Source organism: Candidatus Arthromitus sp. SFB-mouse-Japan (genome assembly GCF_000270205.1).
Lineage (GTDB): Bacteria > Bacillota > Clostridia > Clostridiales > Clostridiaceae > Dwaynesavagella.
The window spans coordinates 701,216-725,751 of the sequence record NC_015913.1; the positions used below are offsets into that span (position 1 = coordinate 701,216).

The 24,536-nt window shown below is 27.7% G+C and carries 25 protein-coding genes; 22 read left to right on the top strand and 3 right to left on the bottom strand.

The window, feature by feature from the left end:
- Positions 1–186: 186 nt before the first annotated feature.
- Both SFBM_RS03415 and pfkB read right to left on the bottom strand, forming a co-directional pair.
- Complete coding sequence (locus SFBM_RS03415; protein ID WP_005806477.1) at positions 187–2,079, bottom strand: PTS fructose transporter subunit IIABC; 1,893 nt, start codon at positions 2,077–2,079, stop codon at positions 187–189.
- Positions 2,080–2,098: 19 nt separating this feature from the next.
- A complete protein-coding gene (gene pfkB, locus SFBM_RS03420) occupies positions 2,099–3,019 on the bottom strand; it encodes a 1-phosphofructokinase (RefSeq protein ID WP_005806475.1) in 921 nt (306 codons plus the stop codon).
- 198 nt (positions 3,020–3,217) lie between these two features.
- Here pfkB and nusB point away from each other — a divergent pair, with 198 nt between their 5' ends.
- The 10 genes from nusB to spo0A all read left to right on the top strand — a co-directional run bounded on the left by nusB (position 3,218) and on the right by spo0A (position 12,000).
- The gene (gene nusB / locus SFBM_RS03425) at positions 3,218–3,667 is read left to right on the top strand and encodes a transcription antitermination factor NusB (protein WP_005806474.1); all 450 of its coding nucleotides are present in this window, start codon (positions 3,218–3,220) and stop codon (positions 3,665–3,667) included.
- Positions 3,657–4,862 carry an exodeoxyribonuclease VII large subunit gene (xseA, locus tag SFBM_RS03430; protein ID WP_005806472.1) on the top strand — a complete coding sequence of 402 codons (1,206 nt, stop codon included), beginning with the start codon at positions 3,657–3,659 and terminating at the stop codon, positions 4,860–4,862. The genes nusB and xseA overlap by 11 nt, the downstream gene beginning before the upstream one ends.
- A gap of 13 nt (positions 4,863–4,875) precedes the next feature.
- Positions 4,876–5,064, top strand: coding sequence for an exodeoxyribonuclease VII small subunit (gene xseB / locus SFBM_RS03435; protein WP_005806470.1), 189 nt, complete (start codon positions 4,876–4,878; stop codon positions 5,062–5,064).
- Between the two features lie 4 nt (positions 5,065–5,068).
- Positions 5,069–5,938 carry a polyprenyl synthetase family protein gene (locus tag SFBM_RS03440; RefSeq protein WP_005806469.1) on the top strand — a complete coding sequence of 290 codons (870 nt, stop codon included), beginning with the start codon at positions 5,069–5,071 and terminating at the stop codon, positions 5,936–5,938.
- A gap of 6 nt (positions 5,939–5,944) precedes the next feature.
- The gene (locus SFBM_RS03445) at positions 5,945–6,766 is read left to right on the top strand and encodes a TlyA family RNA methyltransferase (RefSeq protein WP_005806467.1); all 822 of its coding nucleotides are present in this window, start codon (positions 5,945–5,947) and stop codon (positions 6,764–6,766) included.
- A gap of 13 nt (positions 6,767–6,779) precedes the next feature.
- Positions 6,780–7,601 (top strand): NAD(+)/NADH kinase, encoded by an 822-nt coding sequence (locus SFBM_RS03450; RefSeq protein WP_005806465.1) that lies wholly within the window; start codon positions 6,780–6,782, stop codon positions 7,599–7,601.
- A 23-nt stretch (positions 7,602–7,624) separates the two neighbouring features.
- On the top strand, positions 7,625–8,086 hold the full coding sequence (locus SFBM_RS03455) for an arginine repressor (RefSeq protein WP_040054093.1): 462 nt from the start codon (positions 7,625–7,627) through the stop codon (positions 8,084–8,086).
- 10 nt (positions 8,087–8,096) lie between these two features.
- The gene (gene recN, locus SFBM_RS03460) at positions 8,097–9,761 is read left to right on the top strand and encodes a DNA repair protein RecN (protein WP_007440083.1); all 1,665 of its coding nucleotides are present in this window, start codon (positions 8,097–8,099) and stop codon (positions 9,759–9,761) included.
- An 88-nt stretch (positions 9,762–9,849) separates the two neighbouring features.
- Complete coding sequence (spoIVB, locus tag SFBM_RS03465) at positions 9,850–11,034, top strand: SpoIVB peptidase (protein ID WP_007440729.1); 1,185 nt, start codon at positions 9,850–9,852, stop codon at positions 11,032–11,034.
- Between the two features lie 135 nt (positions 11,035–11,169).
- Positions 11,170–12,000 (top strand): sporulation transcription factor Spo0A, encoded by an 831-nt coding sequence (gene spo0A / locus SFBM_RS03470; RefSeq protein ID WP_014017905.1) that lies wholly within the window; start codon positions 11,170–11,172, stop codon positions 11,998–12,000.
- 37 nt (positions 12,001–12,037) lie between these two features.
- Here spo0A and SFBM_RS03475 read toward each other — a convergent pair whose 3' ends face one another.
- Positions 12,038–12,439 carry a hypothetical protein gene (locus tag SFBM_RS03475; protein WP_005806455.1) on the bottom strand — a complete coding sequence of 134 codons (402 nt, stop codon included), beginning with the start codon at positions 12,437–12,439 and terminating at the stop codon, positions 12,038–12,040.
- Between the two features lie 144 nt (positions 12,440–12,583).
- Between SFBM_RS03475 and deoC the strand changes: the two genes are divergently transcribed.
- The 12 genes from deoC to SFBM_RS03535 all read left to right on the top strand — a co-directional run bounded on the left by deoC (position 12,584) and on the right by SFBM_RS03535 (position 24,431).
- Entirely contained in the window at positions 12,584–13,240 is a 657-nt protein-coding gene (gene deoC / locus SFBM_RS03480) for a deoxyribose-phosphate aldolase (RefSeq protein WP_005806452.1), read from the top strand.
- Positions 13,241–13,553: 313 nt separating this feature from the next.
- Positions 13,554–14,225 (top strand): SGNH/GDSL hydrolase family protein, encoded by a 672-nt coding sequence (locus SFBM_RS03485; protein WP_005806447.1) that lies wholly within the window; start codon positions 13,554–13,556, stop codon positions 14,223–14,225.
- Positions 14,226–14,564: 339 nt separating this feature from the next.
- Positions 14,565–18,131: a chromosome segregation protein SMC gene (smc, locus tag SFBM_RS03490; RefSeq protein ID WP_014017907.1), complete on the top strand. Its 3,567-nt coding sequence runs from the start codon at positions 14,565–14,567 to the stop codon at positions 18,129–18,131.
- Positions 18,132–18,146: 15 nt separating this feature from the next.
- Positions 18,147–19,055 (top strand): signal recognition particle-docking protein FtsY, encoded by a 909-nt coding sequence (gene ftsY / locus SFBM_RS03495; protein WP_005806444.1) that lies wholly within the window; start codon positions 18,147–18,149, stop codon positions 19,053–19,055.
- Between the two features lie 57 nt (positions 19,056–19,112).
- Positions 19,113–19,451 carry a DNA-binding protein gene (locus SFBM_RS03500; RefSeq protein ID WP_005806442.1) on the top strand — a complete coding sequence of 113 codons (339 nt, stop codon included), beginning with the start codon at positions 19,113–19,115 and terminating at the stop codon, positions 19,449–19,451.
- 14 nt (positions 19,452–19,465) lie between these two features.
- Positions 19,466–20,830 (top strand): signal recognition particle protein, encoded by a 1,365-nt coding sequence (gene ffh, locus SFBM_RS03505; protein ID WP_005806440.1) that lies wholly within the window; start codon positions 19,466–19,468, stop codon positions 20,828–20,830.
- A gap of 45 nt (positions 20,831–20,875) precedes the next feature.
- Positions 20,876–21,115 carry a 30S ribosomal protein S16 gene (gene rpsP, locus SFBM_RS03510; RefSeq protein ID WP_005806438.1) on the top strand — a complete coding sequence of 80 codons (240 nt, stop codon included), beginning with the start codon at positions 20,876–20,878 and terminating at the stop codon, positions 21,113–21,115.
- Between the two features lie 6 nt (positions 21,116–21,121).
- Positions 21,122–21,643 carry a ribosome maturation factor RimM gene (gene rimM, locus SFBM_RS03515; RefSeq protein ID WP_005806436.1) on the top strand — a complete coding sequence of 174 codons (522 nt, stop codon included), beginning with the start codon at positions 21,122–21,124 and terminating at the stop codon, positions 21,641–21,643.
- Positions 21,640–22,308 carry a tRNA (guanosine(37)-N1)-methyltransferase TrmD gene (gene trmD, locus SFBM_RS03520; protein ID WP_005806434.1) on the top strand — a complete coding sequence of 223 codons (669 nt, stop codon included), beginning with the start codon at positions 21,640–21,642 and terminating at the stop codon, positions 22,306–22,308. Before rimM ends, trmD begins: the two co-directional genes overlap by 4 nt.
- Before the next feature lie 21 nt (positions 22,309–22,329).
- Complete coding sequence (gene rplS / locus SFBM_RS03525) at positions 22,330–22,689, top strand: 50S ribosomal protein L19 (protein WP_005806433.1); 360 nt, start codon at positions 22,330–22,332, stop codon at positions 22,687–22,689.
- Between the two features lie 76 nt (positions 22,690–22,765).
- Positions 22,766–23,626, top strand: a complete 861-nt coding sequence (gene ylqF / locus SFBM_RS03530) for a ribosome biogenesis GTPase YlqF (protein WP_007440102.1) — start codon at positions 22,766–22,768, stop codon at positions 23,624–23,626.
- 13 nt (positions 23,627–23,639) lie between these two features.
- Positions 23,640–24,431 carry a ribonuclease HII gene (locus tag SFBM_RS03535; RefSeq protein ID WP_005806430.1) on the top strand — a complete coding sequence of 264 codons (792 nt, stop codon included), beginning with the start codon at positions 23,640–23,642 and terminating at the stop codon, positions 24,429–24,431.
- The last annotated feature ends 105 nt before the right edge of the window (positions 24,432–24,536 follow it).

A 24,536-nucleotide genomic window follows, 5' to 3' on the forward strand; every position in this document is an offset into this window, starting at 1 on the left:
AATGATTGTATAAAATAGGTTTGTAAAATAATGTGTATGTCTAATATATAGATTAGCTATTAAAAAATTATTAGAGAAAGTATATTAAGATAAAAAAGGTTAGACTAAGGTTATAAGAGATTATAGAATGATAAATTTAAACTAAAAAATTAATTCTAATGAGGGAGAAAGCCTAAGATTTAAATCTTAGGCTTTCTTTATTTTATTATTCATGTTTTTTGTTAACATTCCAAGTATCAAAGCTCCAATAATTGATCCAATAAGTATTGATACTAAATACATTATCCAATTTTCAACAATTGGAAATACAAATATTCCTCCATGTGGTGCTCTAAGCGTGCAATTAAAGATCATTGATAAAGCTCCAGTAATTGCAGATCCTATAACACAAGACGGTATAACTTTAAGTGGATTAGCTGCAGCAAAAGGAATTGCTCCCTCTGTGATAAAGGATAATCCCATTATATAGTTAACTTTTCCTGCATTGACTTCTTCTTTAGTGAAATTATTTTTAAATAAAGTTGTGGCAATAGCTATTACTAGAGGAGGAACCATTCCGCCAGCCATAACTGCAGCCATTACATAGAAGTTTCCAGATTCAATTGATGCAATACCAAATACGTATGCAGCTTTATTAATAGGGCCTCCCATATCTATTGCCATCATGGCTGCAACTATAGTTCCCAATAAGATTTTTGAGTTAGTTCCTAAATTTGATAAAAATGTAATAAGTGAATTATTTAGAAATGTAATTGGTGGATTAAATACAAATGTCATTATAATGCTTATTAATAACGTTCCAAACAGTGGGTACAGGAGTACTGGCTTGATTCCTTCGAGTGATTTTGGTAAAAATGAAAAGATTTTTCTAAGTGCAATAACTAAGTATCCAGCAAGGAATCCGGCAATTAGTGCTCCTAAAAATCCAGCACCGCTAGTTTTTGCTAAAATTCCTCCAACAAAACCAACAACCATAGCAGGCCTGTCAGCAATACCTACAGCAATAAATCCAGCAAGTACTGGCAATAAAAATTCAAATGCTATGTCACCAGTTGTTTTAAGAAATTTTGATAGAGGAGTATTTGATCCAAAATTTTCAGGATTTATTTCGTAATTATCGAATAAGAATGCGAGTGCAATTAAAATCCCACCAGCAACAACAAATGGTAGCATATGAGATACGCCATTCATTAAACTCTTGTAAATTTTACGTCCTGCATTTTCTTCAAAGCTTTCATCATTTCTATTATTTATTCCAGAATTATAAGTTGGAGCATCTCCAGAAATGGCACGTCTAATTAATTCTTCTGGCTTATGTATTCCATCTGCAACTTTAGTTTGAATAACTTTCTTACCATTGAATCTTTCCATTTCAATTTTCTTATCTGCTGCTACTATTATTGCATTACAATTGTCAATTTCATCTCTTTTTAATGCATTTTTGATTCCAGAAGAACCATTTGTTTCAACTTTGATACTAACACCCATTTCACGAGCTTTATTTATTAAAGATTCGGCTGCCATAAAAGTATGAGCTATTCCTGTTGGACACGCTGTAACAGCAAGCACTTTTGGAAAGGGTGAATCTTGGTTAGATGTATCATTTTCTTCAGCCCCAAATTTTTCGTTTTCCTTTTTGTCTATAAGAGATATAAAATCTCCAGGAGATTTTGCACTAATTAGAGATTTGCGAAAATTTTCATCCATTAGTAGAGTAGATAGTCTTGCAAGTACATCTAAATGGATATTGTTAGCTCCTTCTGGAGCACCAATCATAAAGAATAATTGGGCATCAGAACCATCTAGGGATTCATAATTGATCCCATTTTTACTAACACCAGCAGAAAGACAAGCATTTTTGACAGCTGATGTTTTAGCATGAGGTATTGCAATACCTTCTCCTATTCCTGTTGTGCCTTGATTTTCACGTTTTAAAATTTCTTCTTTATATAATTTTTTATCAGATATATTTCCACTCTTTTCGATTAGATCTACCAGTTCATTAATCACATCTAGTTTATTTTTTGAACTTAAATTTAAACTTATTGAATTTAAATCTAATAAGTCAATAATTTTCATAAATTATTACCCCCAATTGTTATAATTTTTTGATTTGTATTTGGTTTACTAAAAGATTAATTAGGGATATTTTGCCCAAATTATCTGAAAATGCAGTGGCACTTCCACTAGCAGCTCCAAGTTTTAAAGCCTGAGTATAATCGTTTGTTTTTAAATATCCAGCAATGAATCCAGCAACCATTGAATCTCCAGATCCTACTGAATTTTTCAAAACACCATTAGGTATGTTGCTTAAATAGATTTCATTAAATTCATTTATTAAAATTGCTCCATCTTTCCCCATTGATATAAGAACGTTTATAGCTCCCATTTTTTTAAGTTTTTTTCCGCACTCAATTAAATCTTCAATAGTAGGATCAGATAAATTAAATATTTCCATTACTTCATGATTGTTTGGTTTTATCAAAAAGGGTTTATACTTAAGTACGTTAAGTAACAAATTCTTTCTAGCATCAACAATCACTTTTATGTTTTTGGATTTAATTCTCTCTATGATATCTTCATAGAAGTTGTCTGATAGTGAATTTGGGATACTACCTGACAATACAATGATATCACTATCACTAATTGCATCAATTTTACTATTCAAAAGTTGAACATGAGAGTCTGATATTCTAGGTCCCAAACCGTTAATTTCAGTTTCAGTTTCTCCGATTTTCATTTTGATATTGATACGTGAAAAGTTATTTTCAACGCTTATAAAGTCAGTTAAGATATTGTCATTATTAAGAGATTCTTCAACAAATTTTCCTGTAAAACCACTAATGAAACCTAATGTCTTACTTTTAATGCCGTGTTCGCTTAGAATTTTTGATACGTTTATTCCTTTTCCTCCAATGTAGACATCATTAGAATTTACTACGTTTATGCAATTTTCATTTAATTTTTCTAAATTTATTACGTAGTCAATAGAAGGATTTAGTGTAACAGTGTAAATCATTTTATTTAAAATGCCTCCTTTAGATATTTTTTTATTTATTGATAAACTTATACACTTATCGATTATAGTAGTAAATTTAAATAAAATAAATATATAAAGTAGTTAATTTTGTATTTTTAATCTCAAGAGTTGTTATGATTATGATATAATTAATTTAAAAAGTTTTTAAGATTAGGAGATAATAATTTAAGAAAAATTATGGGTGGTTATAGAAGTAAATCAAGGGAATTACTTTTGCAAATTATATTTTGTTTAAATTTTAATAAGGTTAATCAGGGATATAAAGAATTTATAAATGATTTTGAGAAAGAATTTAAAGAAAATGATTCTGATATCGAAATGAGGTTCCTAAATAAAGATTATTGTTTGAATGTTTTGAATGGAATAAATATTCATAAAGATGAAATTGATGATCTTATACAGAAAAATTTGAAGCGCTGGAAAATAAATAGAATATCAAAAGTAGATTTATCGATTCTTAGATTAGCTGTTTACGAAATGTGTTTTGATGAATTGCCTCCGAATATTGCAATAAATGAGGCGTTAAATCTTACCAAAAAATATAGTATAGATAGATCTAAGGGGTATATTAATGGGGTTTTGGATTCCATTAAAAGATTTAGAGAGGGCAATTTAAATGAAACTTAAAAAATTTACTGTCTCATCTCTAACAAATTACATAAAAGTTAGTCTTGAAAGTGATATTCTTCTTTCAAACATAAATGTAAGTGGCGAAGTTTCAAATTTTAAAAAGCATTCTAACGGGAACATATATTTTTCTCTTAAAGACGATGTATGTAAGATTAATTGTGTGATATTTACAAAATATATGGATGAAATGGATATTGTTGATTTTAAAGATGGAGAAAAGATTGATGTTTTAGGAAAGATATCTGTGTACAGTAAAGAGGGATCGTATCAAATAATCTGTTATATGGTAGAGAAGCAAGGCGTTGGGGATTTACATAAAGAATTTGAAAAATTAAAGGATAAACTTAGGGAGAAGGGATACTTCGATGAATCAAATAAGAAACAAATCCCTTCTTTTTCATTTAATATAGGAGTTATTACTTCAAAGACTGGAGCAGTAATACAAGATATTTTAAATGTGGCGAAGAGAAAGAACCCTTTTGTTAACATAAAAATTTTTGATTCCCTCGTGCAGGGTATAGATGCATACAAAGATATAATACAAGGCATTAGGTATTTTAATATAGAAAATAATGTCGATGTGATAATAATCGCAAGAGGTGGAGGATCCATTGAAGATCTTTGGACTTTTAATAATGAAATTTTAGCTGAAGAAATTTATAAATCAAAAATACCAATAGTGAGTGGTGTTGGTCATGAAACAGATTTTACTATTTGCGATTTCGTTAGTGATTTGAGGGCATCTACGCCTACGGCATCTGCAGACATATGTATACATGATATGGATTCTATTTTGTTTTTGATTGATAGTGCTAGAGATAGTTTAAATAAAAACATGGATAGAGTAATCAGTAATTTTAAAAATAGAGTTTATGAATATAAAATGTATATAAGTTCCTATTCGCCTAAGAAAATTTTAAATGAAAAATCAATTAAAATTAATAATGTAGCACTATATTTAAATGGGAAAATGAAGGATTTGATTTTTGAATTTAAAGATCGACTTAATGAATTAAGATTAAAACTTGAAAAAAATGATATAAATCAAATACTTGATAAAGGATTTGTTTTGGTTTGTGATGAGGATTTAAATATAATAAAAGATCCTAAAAAGATGAATAGAGAGAGTGATATTTCACTCATGTTTAAAAATGAAACTATAAGAGGGAAATTTATTAAAAAGGAGGTTTAGATGATTGAATAATATGACATTTGAACAGAAGATGGGATTACTTGATAAAATTGTAAAGGAACTTGATAAAGGTAATTTATCCATAGAAAAGATTTTTGAGAAATATAAAGATGGAATTGAATTATGCAATGAACTTAATGGTTTTATAAAGGAATTAGAAGGTAAGGTTGAGTATATAGAATCATCCTTAAAGGGAGATTAATATTATGAAGTTTGATTATTTAAAACAAGAAGTTGATTATGAAATAAATAATTTGTTTTCAAATAAAGAGGGTTTAAATAAGATAATCTATGAATCTATGTCTTATAGTTTATCAATCGGGGGTAAGAGGGTTAGACCTATTTTATTTTTATATACATATTTGCTTTTTAAGGATAATTATAAGGATCTTATTCCATTTGCGTGTTATATAGAAATGATTCATACATATTCACTAATACATGATGATTTGCCAAGTATGGATAATGATATGTTAAGGAGAGGTAATTTAACTAATCATGTGAAATTTAGTGAGTCCATTGCGTTATTATCTGGTGATGGTCTCTTGACTGAAGCTTTAAAAAATATGATTGAGTTTTCTATAAGGTATGGAATGAAGGCATTGTATGCAACTTTTGTAGTTGCTAAAAGTATTGATTGTGATGGAATGATTGGCGGACAAGTAGTAGATATTATAACAAAGAATAAAGAACTTAATGAATATACCCTAAAGTATATAAACAGAAATAAGACAGGAGCACTCATAAAGGCTTCTGTGTTATCTGCAGCTTATTTTGGTGATGCTAGAGATGAAGAAATTGTAAAATTATCCGAGTACGCTCATTATATAGGTTTAACTTTTCAAATAATTGATGACATTTTAGATAAGACAAGCGATACTCAGACTCTTGGTAAAACTTCTAATATTGATAATCGAAATAAGAAGTTTACATACGTTGATTTGTATGGAATTGATGAGTGTAAAAAGATTTGTGAGGAGAATACGAATAAAGCTATAAATATACTTAATTCTTTAGATAAAGATGTATCTAATTTAATTGATTTTACAAAATATATGTTGAATAGGAAGTTTTAATTATTTATGGGTGAGAAAAAGAGATTAGATATTATCTTAGTTGAGAGAGGATTTTTTGACTCAAGGCAAGTATCTAGGACAAACATAATGTGTGGTAATGTTGTTGTTGATGGTATTAAAATAACTAAGGCTGGAGAAAAAGTTGATTGTGACTTGAATATTGAAATACTTAAGCAAAAAGAAACAACTTATGTTAGTAGAGCAGGAGCGAAGTTAAAAAAGGCAATTGATGTATTTGGAATTAATTTAAGTGATAAAATATGTTTTGATATTGGTGCATCGACTGGTGGATTTACTGATTGTATGCTCCGTGAAGGTGCTTTTAAGGTTTTTGCTATTGATGTTGGGTATGGACAATTTGATTACAAACTTAGAACAGACGAGAGAGTTGTAGTGTTTGAAAGGATGAATGTTCGTTATGCAGATTCGGAGAATTTTCCAAATAAAGGGGATTTTGCATCAATTGATGTTTCATTTATTTCTTTAGAGAAAATATTAAATAAGGTTCGAAGTTTTTTAAAAGATAATGCACATATTGTTGCATTAATAAAGCCGCAGTTTGAAGCTGGAAAAGGGAAAGTGAATAAAAAAGGAATAGTTAAAGATAAGGAAGTACATTTTGAGGTTATAGATAAAATTGTAAAGTTTGTTAGAGAAAACAATTTTGGAGTACTTGATTTAACATATTCACCCATAAAAGGTGGACATGGGAATATTGAATTTCTTGTATATCTAGGTGTTAAGAATGCACATAGTAATACTGTGGTTGATAATGAATTTATTGAACGAGTTATAAATGAGGCACATATAGAGCAAAACTATAATTAAGGAGAAATCTAAGATGATATTTGGTATATCAGTTAATACCTCTAAAAACAATTATGACAAGATTGTTAGTATGATAGAATTTGTACTGAAAGAGAAAATCGATAATTGTGAGGTTAGAATATTTTTAGATGGAGCTAACCTAGAGAATGAAAAACATGAACTTTCATTTTTGTTTATAGTTGGTGGTGATGGAACAATTCTTAGGGTTGTGAAAATTATAGATGCCTATGATCTCCCTCTAATTGGAGTTAATTATGGAACTTTAGGATTTATGGCAAGTATCGAGTTGAATGATATTGAAAGGGCAGTCGATCAGATAACGAATAATGAATATTACATAGAAAAGAGATTGATGATAGAAACTTGTGTAGATGGATCTTATGATAAGGGATATATGGCTTTAAATGATATAGTTATAACTAAATTGCCGCTATCAAGGTTATTAAAATTTAATATATTTATTGATGATAAATATTATGCTTCTTTTTATGGTGATGGAATGATAATTTCAACTCCTACAGGCTCAACGGCATACTCTTTATCTGCTGGGGGGCCAATAGTTTCTCCAGATATTGAATCAATCATTATAACTCCAATATGTCCACATTCGCTGAATGCTAAAAGCTTAGTGATTAGTCCACGAAGTATTATAAATTTAGAAATTGATGGAGCAGATGATAATTTATATGTGATTATAGATGGACAAAATCAAGAGATGAAGATAGAAAATAAAATTCTTAAAATACAAAAATGTAAGAAATATTGTTCACTTGTTAGATTTAATTTTTATGATTATTATAGTGTTTTACGCGAGAAACTGATTAATAGGATTTAAACTTTAGGGAGATTTGGGAAATGATAAAAAATAAACGCCATGAGAAGATAATAGATATTATAACAAATAAAGATATTGAAACTCAGGAAGAATTGGCAGATGAACTAAGAAGTGCGGGGTTTGATGTAACTCAGGCAACAGTATCTAGAGACATAAAGTTATTGAAACTTATAAAAATTTCTACAAATTCTGGGTCTTATAAATATGGAATTTTAAATAATCAAGAATTTAGTGAAGTTACTAAAGTTGAAAGATATAAAAACATAATAGCTAGTAGTATTTTATCGATGGAACAAATCGATAAAACTTTAGTAATACGTACACTTCCAGGAGCAGCTTCAGTTGTTGGTGAAGTTATAGATTCATTAAATATAGAAGATATTGCAGGGAATGTAGCGGGCGATAATACTATTTTTGTTATGGTTAGAAATGAAAATTCTATAGCTAGTATACAGGAAAAAATAAATTACCTTATAAAGAATTAGGTGAATTTTAATGTTAAATAAAATGAGGATAGAAAAGTTTGCTTTAATAGATAATATGGATTTGGAATTTAAAAATGGATTTACAGTAATTTCCGGAGAAACGGGATCAGGGAAATCTATTTTAATCGATGCCATATGTTTTATACTTGGATTTAAATTTAGCAAAAGCATTGTTAGAAATGGGGAAGACAAAACGTCTGTTGAAGCAATTTTTGATATATATCATGAAAAAATAAATGAAATTCTTAATGAAAATGGCATTGAAATAGAAGATTATCTATTTATAAGGCGTGAAGGCTATGTAAATGGAAAGAGTATCGTTAGAATAAATGGTCATGTTGTAACAAATAATACCTTAAAATTAATCTCTAAATATTTGATGGATATACATACACAGCATCAAAATTATGAGTTGTTAAATAACGCTAAGCATATTAATTATTTAGATAAATATATAGGTAAGAAAATTGATTTTAAAAATTATTTGGACGTATTTAGAGAATGGAATGAGATAAGATATAAAATAAATGAGATTAAAAATAATGATCTTAATGATAGTTATATAGAATATGTGAAGTTTCAAATAAATGAGCTTACTTCTGCAAAACTTATTATAGGTGAGGACTATGAATTAGAAGAAAAGATAAAGTTGCTTAATAATAGTGAAAAAATTAGCAAGACTCTTAATTTTTCATTAGACTCGTTGATTTATAGAGAGCAGTTTGCTATAAATAGTGAGTTGATTAATATTATAAAGTCTATTAGAATGATTGATTTGAAAGATCTTAATGAAATTTCAAATAAATTGGAAGGAATTTACTATGATTTAGAAAGTATAAGTGAAGATATAAAAGCGATATGTGATAAAACTCATTTTGATGTAAATGAATTTGATTGTATAAATGCGAGAATATATAAAATAAATGCTTTGAAGAAGAAATTTAACAAAATGAATGTTGAAGAGCTAGTTAAGTATAATGAGGAATTACAATTATATTTGGATAATGTTTTAAATCAAGAGAGGGTTCTTAAAGATTATGAAAAAATCGAGTATGAAAAGCGTAAGCAACTTAAAATAGAGGCAGATAAAATAACAGAAATACGTAAAAAGTATGCAAAAATGATTGAAAATGAAATAGTTAATGAATTAAATTACATGGGAATGGAAAATATAATTTTTAAGATTAATATTGAAAAAGATAAATATTTTACACAAACTGGAAATGATAACGTTAACTTTTTTATTTCTACAAATAAAGGTGAACCCTTAAAAGATTTATCAAAAGTTGTATCTGGAGGTGAATTATCTAGAATAATGCTAGCCTTAAAAATTGTATTTTTAGGAAATGAACCTATTTCTGGGATAATTTTTGATGAGATTGATACTGGAGTTAGTGGTAAGATAGCTCAGAAGGTCGGAGAAAAAATGTATTCATTATCTAAGAGATGTCAAGTTTTTTGTATAACTCATCTTGCTCAAATTGCAAGCTTATCTGATAATCACTATGTTGTTTCAAAAAAGATAGAAAATGATAAGACATATTCTCATATAAAAATGATAGGTGATGAAGAAAAGGTAAGTGAGATTGCTAAGATGATTGGTGGAGAGAGTATTACTGAAGGAGCATTTATTAGTGCTAAGGAACTTATTGGCAATAAAAAATTATTAGAATAAAATATGCCCAAAATGAAACAATAAATCGTGAGTGTATATGCTCATGATTTTTTTTGTCTATATAGTTAATGTAAAAGGAGGAATGAGTATGCGAATAAAAAAGTTTTTAAAGATTTTCGCAGTATTTACTCCTATATTAGTATTATTTTTGTATATTTCCTCTGTTTTAGTTAGTATACCAGAGGTTGTATTTTTGAGAGATGGAAATAATTTAAAATCTAATAAAGGGATAATAAATTATACACTAGATAAGATTTACGATAATATTGCAGAGTATAATGCTGAATTTTTGGGTTTTAAAATTCGAACAGTTGAGGTTATGGCAATTTCTAAAGAAGTTGAACTTTATCCTGGAGGTCATATTGTTGGAATTAAATTAAGAACTAATGGTCCACTTATTGTTGGATTTTCTGATATAGAGAATGATTTGCAAAAACCTTATAGTCCATCAAAAGATGGTGGACTTAATGTAGGAGATATAATTTTATCTATAAATGATATTGAGATTAATTCATCTGAACTTTTATCAGAAACATTGAATAGTTTGGATGCTGATGAATTGGATATTAAAGTAGAGCGAGATGAAAAAATTATTGTAAAGAAGATACATCCAATTAAAAGTGTTGATGGTAAGAATAAAATAGGACTTTGGGTTAGAGATTCAACAGCTGGGATTGGGACAGTAACATTTATTGATCCTGTTACTGGTATTTACGGAGCGTTAGGCCATCCTATAACAGATGTTGATACAGGGGATATAATTAAAATTAGTAAAGGTAATATTGTTAGTTCTTCGATTGTCAATGTTAAGCGTGGAGAGAAAGGAAATCCTGGAGAACTTAAGGGAGTTTTTATAAATGATGATATAAATTTAGGAAGTGTTGAGCAGAATACGAAGTTTGGTATATTTGGAAAATATAGTTTAGAGAATATTTATACTGAAAAGTTAAAGATAGCCTTAAAAGATGAAATTCAGGAAGGACCAGCTCAAATAATTTCGACAGTTGATAATGGAGAACCAAAGTTATATGATGTTGTTATTGAAAAATTGCTTCAACAGGATAATCCAAGTTCTAAGAGTATGATAATTAAGGTAGTAGATGAAGATTTACTTAAAAAGACAGGAGGAATTGTACAAGGAATGAGTGGAAGTCCTATAATACAAAATAATAAAATAGTGGGCGCAGTAACTCATGTATTAGTTAATAAACCAGATACTGGTTATGGGATATATATAGAATGGATGCTTAAAGAAAGTAAAATTTTTGATTAGAAACTACATTAATTTAATTAATGTAGTTTTTTGTTTAGATAAAAAAAGATAAAAATAAAAGGAAATGTATTTTCTTTGTCGAACAAGTTTAGGGAAGGTTATAATGAGGCGAATTTTAGAAGGGGCGAAAAAACATTGGAAAATAAGAAAATAAGAATTTTGATTGCTGATGATAATGATGAGTTTTGTATAATTTTAAAAGATTATTTGAATAATGAAGGTAATTTTGATGTTGTTGGGGTAGCTAAGAATGGGATTGAAGCATTGAAGCTCATATCTGAAAGCAAACCTGATCTACTTATACTTGATATAATAATGCCGCATTTGGATGGATTAGGTGTATTAGAAAAATTAAGTTTAAATAAGGATTCAGAGTTAGCTCCTAAAATTATTGTATTGTCAGCTGTTGGACAAGATAAGATAACACAGAATGCTATTAAGTTGGGTGTAGATTACTATGTTTTAAAGCCTTTTGATATGGATATTTTTATCAGAAGAATAAAAGAAATGTTTAGTATTACATTAGATCAAAAGTATTTTGTCCAAAAACCAGAAAATATGATTAATTCTAATAATGGTGATTCGACTAATTCTTTTAAGCAATCGGAACCTGTTGATTTAGAGAGTGAAATCACGAGTATAATACATGAAATTGGAGTCCCAGCACATATTAAAGGATATTTTTATTTAAGAGAAGCGATTTCGATGGTTGTTAATGATATAGAATTATTATCTGCAGTTACAAAAGAGTTATATCCTTCTATTGCTAGAAAGTATAATACGACATCAAGTAGAGTTGAGAGGGCTATACGTCATGCTATTGAAGTTGCATGGAGTAGAGGACAAGTAGAAAGTATAAATAAAATATTTGGATATACTATACATAATGAGAAGGGGAAACCAACAAATTCTGAATTTATTGCGATGGTAGCAGATCGCTTAAGACTTAAAAATAAAGTTGGATAAAAATAAAAGCAAGAGTTTTAAACTCTTGCTTTTAAAATTATTTTCTGATTCTTTGTATCTTAGTTATACTTTTAGGTTGAGGTTGGTTAACAGGAATTAAGTCTTGTTTGTTTGAAAGATTTCTTATATTTAATATCTTTAAATTTTCATGGTTTTTCTTGTCCCTTAGAGCTTGAATTATAACTAAATGTCCTTGGTTGATATTCATGAAGTGAGGTTTTTTAAACCAACGTTTCTTTTTGTAAATGCATTTTATAATATTTCTGCTATTCTGTGGCTTTATAACAACTATAGCTGTTAATATGTAGAATATCCATAGATATTTTTTGATGTTAACTTTTACTGAAAGTATATTTCCTTGAGATTGAGTTAATCTATCACCATATTTTTTGAAATATGATTTTGTATAATATTCTGTTAGTTTATCTCTAAAACCCATGTACAAACTCCTTTTTCCACAAACTATATATCTATATATAGTATTATTTTATTTTTTGTAATTCAATATTTTTTTAATAAATAATATGTAATTTTTAATTTATGATAGAATTGTACTATAATTTAAATTAAAGGAGTTTTTAATATGTTTAGTAAGTATTTTGATCACACTATATTGAGTGCTAATTTAACTAAGAATGAAATTATTAAATTATGTAATGAAGCAAAAGAATATAATTTTGCTTCAGTATGCGTGAATCCTTGTTATGTAAAACTCTGTTATGAACAACTTAGAAATACAGATGTTAATATTTGTACGGTTGTTGGTTTTCCCTTAGGAAGTATGACTACAGAATCTAAATTATTTGAAACAAAAGAAGCATTGAAGAATGGTGCTTCTGAAATAGATATGGTTATAAATATTGGAAAACTAAAAGATAAGGAATATGATTATGTTAAGAATGAAATTAAGCTCCTTAAGGACGCTTGTGGAAATAAAGTTTTGAAAGTTATAATAGAAACTTGTCTTTTAACTGACGAAGAAAAAATAATGGCTTGTAAATTATCAAAAGAGGCTGGAGCTGATTTTGTTAAAACATCTACAGGAATGTCTAAAGCTGGAGCTACTAAAGAAGATATAGAATTAATGAGAAAGGCAGTTGGTAACGAGTTAGGGATTAAAGCATCTGGAGGGGTTAGAGATCTTGAAACTGTAAATTGTATGATAGAGGCTGGTGCTACGAGAATAGGATCTTCTTCAACAGTTAAAATTATTAAAGATTATATCGAATTAAATAAATAGAATGATTTATAATACTTAATAATATAATTCTGGAAATAAATTTTATAATTTATGCCAGAATTTATTTTCATAACTTGGACTATTTTAAATGGGGGCATATCTTTGGGTGTTATAAATTAAAAGAGAGGGGGAACTAAATATGAAAAAAGGAGAAATTAACATTATAACAAAATTGGATGATCAAGATTATAAAGATATAATAAATGAATCCTTAAAGGAGACACTTTAGTAAAATTATATTTAATTGAGTATTATTTTGAAATTATGTAATAGTATTATTTTGTAAGACATTTTTATTTAAGGTGGTTTAAGATTGCAAGAATTTAAGTATATTTATTCAGATTTTCAGATTGAAGAATATATGTTAACATTTTTAAGAAGTGTCATTTCGACTGAATGGGATGGAGATAAAAAAGAAGTTGTTTTTTTGGGGGATTCTATAATTAGAGATTATGATTTAGATAGATTTTTTCCAAAAATAAAAACAAAGTTATTTAATTGTGGTGTATCAGGTATAACAACGCAAGGTTTGCATAATATTATAAAGCAAGGCGTGATTCGTCATAAACCGAGTACTATTGTTATTCTTGTTGGAACAAATGATATGAGTGAAGAAAATAGTAAAAGGGATAACGAAATAATTGATAATATCGCCAAATTAATAATCGATTTAAAAATTATATTAAATGGAGTTAATATAGTTTTTATATCTATTTTGCCATGTGATGAGGATAGATATGGTAAAAATTCTATAGCTGGTGGTGGGCGTACCAATGAGCGTATAGAAAAATTAAATAGTGTGTTTAAAGAATTTGAGAAGTACTATAAAGATTATATCTTTGTAGATGCATTTAAGGAATTATCTGATGATAATGGTAATTTAATTAAACAGTATACTCATGATGGATTGCATCTTAATGTTGATGGATATGAAAAATTAACGAAAGAACTTAATCCGATTATTGAAAAATTGATAAAGAAGTAACCCGATTATTTTAATTTATTTACAATTATTTAGGGGTGAATCAAATGAAAAATAACAGAAAAAAAACACTTATATCAATTATAACAGTTGCAATTTTGTTAATTTTTACGATCAGTATTTTTTTAGGATTGTTTATGAATTTTTAGTTTTTATATAATATTACAGAGAGATAATTTATGAATTATCTCTCTTTTTTTATGTTGGAGTCAAAAACTTTTTGGTGCTACTTAGAGGTTACATATTATAATATCCTTGAAAGAATTTTGTTTTTATGAGATAGTTTAAGTGAATATCTCATGTTTATTAAAATTTAATTATTAGAGGGGATTTAAATTTATTATGATTCTTAAATCAATAGAGATAAGGGGATTTAAATCTTTTGCAGACTCAACTGAACTTATATTTAAACAAGGTATAACATCTGTGGTAGGACCGAATGGAAGTGGTAAGAGTAATATAGCAGATGCGATAAGATGGTGTTTAGGGGAACAAAGTGTAAAAAGTCTCAGGGGTGGGAAGATGGAAGATGTTATTTTTTCCGGAACTCAATATAGGAAACAATTATCTTTGGCACAGGTGTCATTAATTATAGATAATTCGGAAAGGGAACTTCCAATAGATTATAGTACTGTTATAATATCTAGAAAATTATATAGATCTGGAGAGAGTGAATATTTAATAAATAATAAACCGTGTAAATTGAAAGATATAAATGGGTTATTTTTTGATACAGGTATCGGTAAGGAAGGTTATTCTTTAATTGGACAAGGAAAGATAGATGTTATATTAAATGGAAATTCTAATGATAGAAGAGCTATAATTGAGGAGGCAATAGGTATAACTAAATATAAATTTAAGAAGGAAGAAGCATATAATAAAATTAATCATGCCAATGAAAATATTGTTAGGATTAATGATATGCTTTTTACATATGAAGAATATTTGGAACCATTAAAAATTGAGAGTGAAAAAGCTAGAAAATTTATAGATTTATCAAATGAACTTAAAGATTTGGAAATTTTAATTTTGTATAATAATTTATATGATATTCATGAAGAAATACAGAGTATAAAAAGGGATATAAGTTACCATAATTTGAAATTAAGTGAATTAAGTAGCGAAAAAAGAATTATGGAAAATAAGAGGTATTCATTTGAAAAAGAATTTGAAAATCTGAAAATAATAGAGAAGAAAGATAAGAAGAAATATTATAAGATTAAGGATATTATACATAAAAATACAAATATTGTAAATCTTAAAAATAATGACATAAGTATACTTATTAATTCAAATAAGATATATGAGAAGCAGATTTATGAAAATAAATCTAAAATAGATAATATAATCCTTAGAGAAAATATAATTAATAAAACAAGAGATGAATTGGAGAATGAATTTAATAGTATTCTATGTAATCTAGAGGAAAATAAAAAATTAAGCACGGATAATAGTATGACATTACATAATTTAGAAAATAAGATTAATACTATTCTACTAGAAAAGAATAAAATTGTTAATATCAATAACAATATACAAAATAAAATTGAATTTATAAGAATGAGTTTTTCTAATATAGATAATGATAAGAAGGCATACTTAGATGAAAAACAGTTGATAGAAGATAGAATTAAAAAAATTGATAAAGATATAGAACATATAGAACATATTTTATATGATTTACATATTCGTGAAAGTGAAGTTAAAGTTTTATCTGAAAATTTATTAAATAGTATTGAAAAAGAAAACAAAAAAATAGAGATAGTTGATAGTCAATTGAATGATTTAAATAAGGATGTAATAATAAGGCAGGCAAATCTTGATGCATTAAGAGGGCTTGATAGTATTTATGATGGATTTAATAAATCTAGTAAAACTTTAATGAATGAAATTAATTCTGGTTCATTAATTAGATTCAAAGATAGATGTTTTATTATAGGAAATATTTTAGATACGGAAGAGAAATATACATCTGCTATTGAGACGGTTATTGGAGGACATATTTCTGACATAGTGATTGATGATTATGTTTTCGTAAATGATCTTATAAATCATCTTAAAGAGAATAATCTTGGGCGTGTTACATTTCATCCTTTAAATAGTGTTAGTAAATATAATATAAAATTTAATAATGAAGTTAAGTTGTATAAAGGATTTATAAATTTTGCCATAAATTTAGTTAAGTATGATTCAAAATTTAGTAATATTATTAGTAATATCTTAGGAAATACAATTATTTGCGATAATATTGATAATGCATTAAATATTGCTAAGAGTATAAATTTCTCTAATAGAATAGTTACTTTGGATTCCCAAATTATAAATTCTGGAGGATCTATTACAGGTGGATCAAGTTATTTTAAGAAATTTAATATACTTGGTAGACAACGGAAAATTTCAGTTGAGGAAGATGATATTAATAAGAAATTATTATATATATCTGAATTGAAAACTAAGTTAAGTAATTGTCATGATGTAAAAAATAATATACAGAGTGAGTTTGATATAAATAATAATTTATTAAAGGATATCACTATAGATATATTTAAGAAAAATGAAGAGTTAAAGAGATATATTGACTTAAGATCAAGAGATCTTAAAGAACTAGATAAGAAGAATATTGTATTGAATAATCTAGATGATATTTATAGTTCAAATGACGAGGAAATTAATAAGTTGAATTATGAATTGAATTTAAATAATGAGAAGTTTAGCGTTTTAGAAAATGATGAGAAAAATATAAGGATAGAATGTGAAAATTATAAGAAGATAATTGAAGGTATGGAAAATGAAATTACAAATTATAAAATTAGGAAAGCAAAAATTGAAGAAAATATTTCAAATATTTATGATGAAAGCAAGAGAATTGCATTAGAAAAGAAAGATCTAATTTGTGCTAACGTTAAGATTAACGATAATATAAATTTAAATAATGTTAATATATTGAAAATTGAAGATAGTATACAAATTTTTAATAAGAGAATAGATAATTTAAACCAGAAATTTAATGAATATAATTTTGATTCCTATATATTAGATCAAAATAGGATACAACAAGATATAAAAAAATTAAATGGGGATATTAATGAACTGGATTTAAGTATACATAAAATCGAACATGATATTAATGTTTTAAATATTAAAAATACTAAAAAAGAAGTGGAATTTAACATAAATAATGATAACTTATTTGACAAATATTCTATCAATTTTGATACAAATGATGCAGAAAAGTACATAATAGATTCGAATGAACTTAGTAAGTATAGTATAAAAATGAAAAAGATAACTAGTGATATAAGTGATTTAGGGAATATAAATATTAAGTCTATTGAGGAATATGAAGCACTTAATGATAAAGTAAACTTTATCACTAGACAGAAGGAAGATTTAGAAAAGAGTAAAATGGAGCTTGAGGATTTTATTAAAAATATAACATCAGAAATGCGGAATATGTTTAATCAAAGTTTTAAGCTCATAAATGAAAATTTTAATTTTACATTTAAAGAATTATTTAAGGGTGGAAGTGCACAACTTTTATTAGGAGATGGGGATGAATTAGAAAGTGATATTGAAATAATCGTGCAACCACCAGGTAAGAAACTTCAAAATATTAATTTATTGTCGGGTGGTGAAAAAGGACTTTCTGCAATATCTCTTTTATTTGCGATTTTAAAGTTAAAACCTGTTCCATTTTGTGTTTTAGACGAAATTGAGGCTGCACTTGATGATAATAATGTTATTAAGTTTTCTACATTTTTAAAACAATATTCTTCTAACGTACAATTTATAGTTATAACTCATAGGAAGCCTACAATGGAGGCAAGTGATGTTATCTATGGTGTTACTATGGAAGAAAAGGGTGTATCTAAGGTGGTATCGATTAATTTAGCCAATTATAATACATAGAAGGGGAAATAAGTAATGTTAAATAATTTTTTCTCAAAATTGAAAGATAGTTTAACGAAGACTAAGGAAAATTTTACAGATAAATTAAATTCTATATTGGGATTAGCTATAACTATAGATGATGATTTATATGAGGAAATTGAGGAAATGTTAATTTTAGGAGATATAGGTATAGATGTTTCATGTGATATTATAGAAAAACTAAAAACTATAGTACGTGAAAGAAAAATTAAGGATCCTAATATGATTAAGCCTGTTATAAAGGAAATTATATTGGATATGTTGAATGAATCAGTTGATATAACTCAAGAGAAATTTCCTAAGATAATAATAATGATAGGTATAAATGGAGTAGGTAAAACAACTAGCATAGGTAAGATGGCTAATTATTTTAAAAATAATAATAAAGATGTTGTTATTGCTGCAGGAGATACTTTTAGGGCAGCAGCAATTGATCAATTGCAAGTTTGGGCTGATCGAGTTGATGTTAAAATGATACGACATAATCAAGGTTCCGATCCTTCAGCGGTTATTTTTGATGCAATAAAATCATTTAAATCTAAAAATTCAGATGTTTTGATTTGTGATAGTGCTGGGAGGTTGCATAATAAGAAGAATTTAATGAATGAATTAAGGAAGATGAACAGAATAATAGAAAATGAATGTAATGATGTTGATAGAGAAATATATCTGGTTTTGGATGCAACGACTGGACAAAATGCTTTAAATCAAGCTATAGAGTTTAAAGAAGTTGCAAACATTACAGGGATTATTTTGACTAAACTTGATGGAACTGCAAAAGGGGGAATGATCATTTCAATTAAAAATAAACTAGCTATACCAGTTAAGTATATAGGTACTGGTGAAGGAATTGATGATATTCAACCGTTTAATGCAGAAGAGTTTGTTGATGCTTTAATATAAAAATGTCAAGTTATTTTACTTGACATTTTTTTTTGTGCTGATATAATGAAATAGATAATGGATAAGAAAGATTTGAAAAATAGAAATGAAATTATATTGCTTATAGATATCTATGGAGAGTTATTGACGGAGAAGCAAAGGAAAATTCTTGAGCTCTATTTTTTTGATGATTTTGCATTAGTTGAGATAGCATCTATTAATAAATCGAGTCGCCAGTCTATACTGTATTCTATTAATAAGAGTATCGAACAGTTGTATAGTTTTGAGGAAAAGTTAAAAGTATTGGAAAGAGATAGGGAGCTGGATAATAAAAAAGATCAGTTAATAGAAAAATTAGAAGAGTTTTTGGATTTTAGTTTAAATCAGGAATTATATAATTTTATTCAAAATTTATAGATTGGAGGTAGGGTATGGCTTTTGATGGTTTAGCGAGTAAGCTTCAAGGTGTTTTTAAAAAACTCAGAGGTAAAGGTAAGTTGTCAGAACAAGATATAAAACTTGCTATGCGTGAAGTTAAGTTAGCCTTGCTTGAATCGGATGTTAACTATAGGGTTGTTAAGACATTCATAAGCAGTGTTAGTGAAAAGTCCTTGGGTAAAGAAGTGTTGGAAAGTTTAACTCCTGCACAACAAGTTATAAAAATTGTAAATGATGAACTTAAAGCTATAATGGGAAATGATCAAAGCAAGTTAAACTACAATGTTAATGGTACTACTATTATAATGCTTGTTGGTCTTCAAGGAGCTGGTAAAACTACTATGGCTGCTAAACTTTCTCTTTATTGTAGAAAGTCAGGTAAGACTCCTCTTATGATTGCATGCGATGTATATAGGCCTGCTGCAGTTAAGCAATTAGAGGTGTTGGGAAATCAAATTAATATACCAGTATTTTCAATACCAGACAGCAAAGATCCTTTATATATTGTTAAAAAAGGTCTTGAAGAAGCTGAAAAAAATATGAACAATGTTGTTATTATTGATACAGCAGGACGTTTACATATTGATGATGCGCTTATGAATGAGTTGAAAGAAATAAAGGAACTTTCAGATCCTTCTGAAATATTGATGGTCATTGATTCGATGATTGGTCAAGAATCTGTAAATATAGCAGAGACATTTAATGATAAATTAGATGTTACGGGTTTTGTTTTAACCAAATTGGATGGAGATACTCGTGGTGGGGTAGCACTGTCTATAAAAGAGGTTATTGGAAAGAATATTAAATTTATTGGTGTTGGTGAAAAGATTGGTGACTTGGAAGTGTTCCATCCTGATCGAATGGCATCTAGGATTTTAGGAATGGGCGATGTCTTATCGTTGATTGAGAAGGCTCAAGAAGCTATTGATCAAGATGAGGCACAGAAACTTAGTGAGAGAATGCTTGCTAATGAGTTTAATTTTGAAGATTTTAAGAGTGCTATGCAACAAATGAAGAAAATAGGTTCTTTTTCAAAAATACTTCAAATGATACCAGGTTTTGGAAATTCTATGAAGGAACTGAAAAATATAAATTTAGATGATAGTGAAAAAGAGTTATGTAAAATTGAAGCTATTATTAATTCGATGACGATAAAAGAGAGGAAAAATCCAAAATTGCTCATGGGTTCGGCATCAAGAAAATCTAGGATAGCAAAAGGTTCTGGAAGTACAGTTAATCAAGTTAACAAGCTTATAAAAGATTTTGAAAATATGAGTAAAATGATGAAACAATTTAAAGGAATGGCTGGAAAAGGGAAATTTGGAAAGAAGGGATTTTTTCCTAAATTGCCGTTTTAGGTAATTAGGATTAAAATATTTAAATTTTATTAGGAGGAATTTTAAATGGTAAAAATTAGATTAAGAAGAATGGGAAGCAAAAAGAAACCTTTTTATAGAATTGTTGTTGCTGATTCAAGGAGTCCAAGAGATGGGAAATTTATAGCTGAAGTTGGAACATATAATCCAATGAAAAATCCAATTGAGTTTACATTAAAAGAAGAAGAAGTTAAGAAATGGATTTCTAATGGAGCTCAGCCTACTGACGCAGTTAATAGATTATTAGTTAAAGCAGGTATAAATTAATTTAGTATGATAAATTTATTTTCTATTGGTAGAATTTCTAAGCCACATGGTATTCGTGGTGAAGTGAATGTTATACCATTTGATGAGAATTTGGATATATTTAAGAATTTGGAATGCGTTTTTTTAAGTAAGAGTGATACTTTAGAGGATGATTTAACTCCAGTTAACATAACATCTATAAAATTTAAAAATAACAGAGTTGTTATGGGTATTGAGGGTTGTTCTACTTGTAATGAAGCAGAACTGTTCAGGAATAAGTTTATAAGAATAAAACGTGAAGATATACCTATACAAGATGGTGATTATTTTATTGCAGATATAAAGGAATGCACTGTATATGATGAAAATGGTGTGTTTTTGGGTAGAGTATCGGAGGTTATAAAAACCAAGAATAATGATGTTTATTGGATAAAGAAGACCAATTTAAATGATGAATTGCTTATACCGGTACTTAAGTCTATTGTGGTAGATATAGATATCGATGAAAAGAAGATTATTATTAAAGAAGTTAAAAGTTGGACCTTATGAAGATTAGTATTTTAAGCTTATTTCCACAAATGTTTGAGGTTTTCAATCATAGTATTGTGGGGAAAGCACGGATGAATAATTATGTTGATATTGAAATTATCAATATCAGAGATTTTTCTAATAATAAACATAATAAGGTTGATGATTATCCTTTTGGTGGTGGAGCAGGTATGCTCATGAGTGTTGAACCGATATATAATTCTATATGTTATGCTAGACGTAATTTGGATGGGAGGGTTATATATCTAGGACCAAGAGGGGATACTTTTAATCAAAATAAGGCATATGAATTGTCTGATAATAATCATTTGATATTTTTGTGTGGTCATTATGAAGGTATAGATGAGAGATCCTATAATTTTATTGATGAAGAAATTTCTTTAGGTGATTTTATATTGACAGGTGGAGAAATGGCGGCTATTCCAATCATTGATAGTATAGTTAGACTTTTGTCTGGGGTTATAAATAAGAATAGCTTAGATAATGAGTCTTTTACTAATGATTTAATGGATTTTCCACAATATACAAGACCGAGAGAATTTATGGGAATCTCTGTTCCTAATGTTCTATTATCAGGGAATCATAAAGAAATCGATAAATGGAGACGAGAAGAGTCTTTGAAAATAACACGAAAATATAAAAGGTATTTATTAAAAGATAAATAATTTTTAGGAGGGTTTTATAAAATGCATGATTTAATTAAATACATAGAATCACTACAAATGAAAAAGGAAGTTCCTTCTTTTAGCGTTGGGGATACTGTTAAAGTTAGTATTCTTATAAAAGAGGGAAATAAAGAGAGAGTTCAGGTTTATGAAGGTACTGTTATAAAAAGGCAAAACGGTGGAATAAGAGAAACTTTTACAGTTAGAAGAATTGCTTATGGAGTTGGTAGTGAGAAGACTTTCCCATTACACTCACCTAAAGTTTTAAATATTGAAGTTGTAAGATATGGTAAAGTTAGAAGATCTAAGCTTTATTACTTAAGAGATAGAGTAGGAAAAGCGACTAAGGTTAAAGAGAGAATTGTAAATAGAAATAAATAAAGCTGGATCATATTTTAGATAGTAAATTTCTTTTTGGGAATTTACTATTTTGTTTTTTAAGGAGGATATGAAAATTATGAATATAAATTGGTATCCAGGTCATATGTTTAAGACTAAAAAAGAGATAAAGAATATGATAAATTTAGTAGATCTTGTGATAGAAATAAGAGATGCAAGATCTGTTATTTCAACGACAAATCCAGATATTGAAATGTTGACTAAGGATAAACCTAAAATTATTGTTTTGAGTAAAGTTGATTTGGCCGATAATAATACGACAAATAAATGGATTGAGTACTATAAGAATCAAGGAATCCCATGTATAGATGTGGATATTATAAGAAATAAAAATATTAAGAATATCAAGGCTCAAATTAATTTTCTTATGAAAAGTAAGCTTGACAGGTACAGGAGTAAAGGGGTTAAGAATTATACATTACGAGGTATGATTTTGGGAATTCCGAATGTTGGTAAATCATCTCTTATAAATAAAATTTCTAACAATAAGATAGCGAAAGTAGGAAATAGGCCCGGTGTTACAAAATCTAATCAATGGATTAAGACGAAGTGGGATATAGATTTATTAGATACTCCAGGGATTTTATGGCCTAAGTTTGATAGTACAGAGGTTGGTCTTAATCTTGTTTATATTGGATCGGTAAAGGATGAAATTTTAGATGTTCAAGATGTTTGCTATAATATGCTTGAATATCTTTTGAAAAATTATAGAATGAATTTGGAGAGTAAATATAAAGTTGAAGTATCGGATGATGTGTCGGACAGCATGGATATTTTAGGAAAGAAACTTGGTTGTTTATCAAAAGGAGTTTCGATTGACTATAATAGGCTTGCACATATAATAATTGGAGATTTTAGATCAGGGAAAATTGGTAATATATCACTTGAACGACCTGAAGATTTATTGAAAGAGGAATAAATGAGGAATAAATATGGATTTTAAAAATTTGACGGTTTCTCAAATAAAAAATTTATTAAATGAGATTGAGATTATAGATGAAAATATTGATGAAGTTATAAATTCACTTTTGAAAGATGTGAGGATATCAGTCAATAAACTTGCGAAACAAGTTGAAAATAAATATGATATTCTTAAAAATAATAGGATAATGAATGAAAAGTTTTATGGGTTTGACAAAGAATATATTCTTAACAACAATTATGTAGTAGCTGGATGTGATGAGGTAGGTCGTGGACCGCTTGCTGGACCGATTGTATGTGCTTCGGTTGTTCTTGATTTGTATAATAGTTCAAAAATTATAAGTGATATAAATGATTCTAAGAAAATAAAGAGTAGATATTTCAGGAAAGTTCTTAGTGATAAGATTATGGAAAATGCAAAAAATTTTAAAATAATAGAGATATCTAATGATGAAATAGATAATATTGGTATTAGTGAAGCAAATCAAAAAGGTTTTAGAGATTCAATACTGGGTCTAAATATGGATATTGATTTAGTTTTGTCTGATGGATATCCAGTGAAAAATTTAAACTTTAGAAATATTCATGTGGTGAAAGGTGATACAAAGAGTGCTAGTATAATGTGTGCTTCTATTATAGCAAAGGTTTATAGAGATGAATTGATGTTTAGATATCATGATGAATTTCCTCAATATGATTTTTTGAATAATGTTGGATATGGTACAAAGAAACATCTTGAAGCTATAAAAAAATTTGGTATATGTAAATATCATAGGAAGACATTTTTGAAGAATTACATTTAGAATGTTGAAAATTTATTAGTATGATTATATAATTTTTTAGAAATGACAGTAGAAAATAATTATTATAAAGGTGTATTTTTAACAATGAATACAAAGCACGGTAAT

Coding starts and splice junctions, on each gene's coding strand:
- SFBM_RS03475 (WP_005806455.1), bottom strand. CDS start 12,439: ATGGGTTTTAGAGATAAACTAACAGAATATTATACAAAATCATATTTC.
- pfkB (WP_005806475.1), bottom strand. CDS start 3,019: ATGATTTACACTGTTACACTAAATCCTTCTATTGACTACGTAATAAAT.
- xseB (WP_005806470.1), top strand. CDS start 4,876: ATGACATTTGAACAGAAGATGGGATTACTTGATAAAATTGTAAAGGAA.
- nusB (WP_005806474.1), top strand. CDS start 3,218: ATGGGTGGTTATAGAAGTAAATCAAGGGAATTACTTTTGCAAATTATA.
- rplS (WP_005806433.1), top strand. CDS start 22,330: ATGCATGATTTAATTAAATACATAGAATCACTACAAATGAAAAAGGAA.
- rimM (WP_005806436.1), top strand. CDS start 21,122: ATGATAAATTTATTTTCTATTGGTAGAATTTCTAAGCCACATGGTATT.
- SFBM_RS03445 (WP_005806467.1), top strand. CDS start 5,945: ATGGGTGAGAAAAAGAGATTAGATATTATCTTAGTTGAGAGAGGATTT.
- ylqF (WP_007440102.1), top strand. CDS start 22,766: ATGAATATAAATTGGTATCCAGGTCATATGTTTAAGACTAAAAAAGAG.
- smc (WP_014017907.1), top strand. CDS start 14,565: ATGATTCTTAAATCAATAGAGATAAGGGGATTTAAATCTTTTGCAGAC.
- rpsP (WP_005806438.1), top strand. CDS start 20,876: ATGGTAAAAATTAGATTAAGAAGAATGGGAAGCAAAAAGAAACCTTTT.
- trmD (WP_005806434.1), top strand. CDS start 21,640: ATGAAGATTAGTATTTTAAGCTTATTTCCACAAATGTTTGAGGTTTTC.
- ffh (WP_005806440.1), top strand. CDS start 19,466: ATGGCTTTTGATGGTTTAGCGAGTAAGCTTCAAGGTGTTTTTAAAAAA.
- xseA (WP_005806472.1), top strand. CDS start 3,657: ATGAAACTTAAAAAATTTACTGTCTCATCTCTAACAAATTACATAAAA.
- SFBM_RS03535 (WP_005806430.1), top strand. CDS start 23,640: ATGGATTTTAAAAATTTGACGGTTTCTCAAATAAAAAATTTATTAAAT.
- spoIVB (WP_007440729.1), top strand. CDS start 9,850: ATGCGAATAAAAAAGTTTTTAAAGATTTTCGCAGTATTTACTCCTATA.
- SFBM_RS03500 (WP_005806442.1), top strand. CDS start 19,113: ATGGATAAGAAAGATTTGAAAAATAGAAATGAAATTATATTGCTTATA.
- ftsY (WP_005806444.1), top strand. CDS start 18,147: ATGTTAAATAATTTTTTCTCAAAATTGAAAGATAGTTTAACGAAGACT.
- SFBM_RS03440 (WP_005806469.1), top strand. CDS start 5,069: ATGAAGTTTGATTATTTAAAACAAGAAGTTGATTATGAAATAAATAAT.
- deoC (WP_005806452.1), top strand. CDS start 12,584: ATGTTTAGTAAGTATTTTGATCACACTATATTGAGTGCTAATTTAACT.
- SFBM_RS03450 (WP_005806465.1), top strand. CDS start 6,780: ATGATATTTGGTATATCAGTTAATACCTCTAAAAACAATTATGACAAG.
- recN (WP_007440083.1), top strand. CDS start 8,097: ATGTTAAATAAAATGAGGATAGAAAAGTTTGCTTTAATAGATAATATG.
- SFBM_RS03415 (WP_005806477.1), bottom strand. CDS start 2,079: ATGAAAATTATTGACTTATTAGATTTAAATTCAATAAGTTTAAATTTA.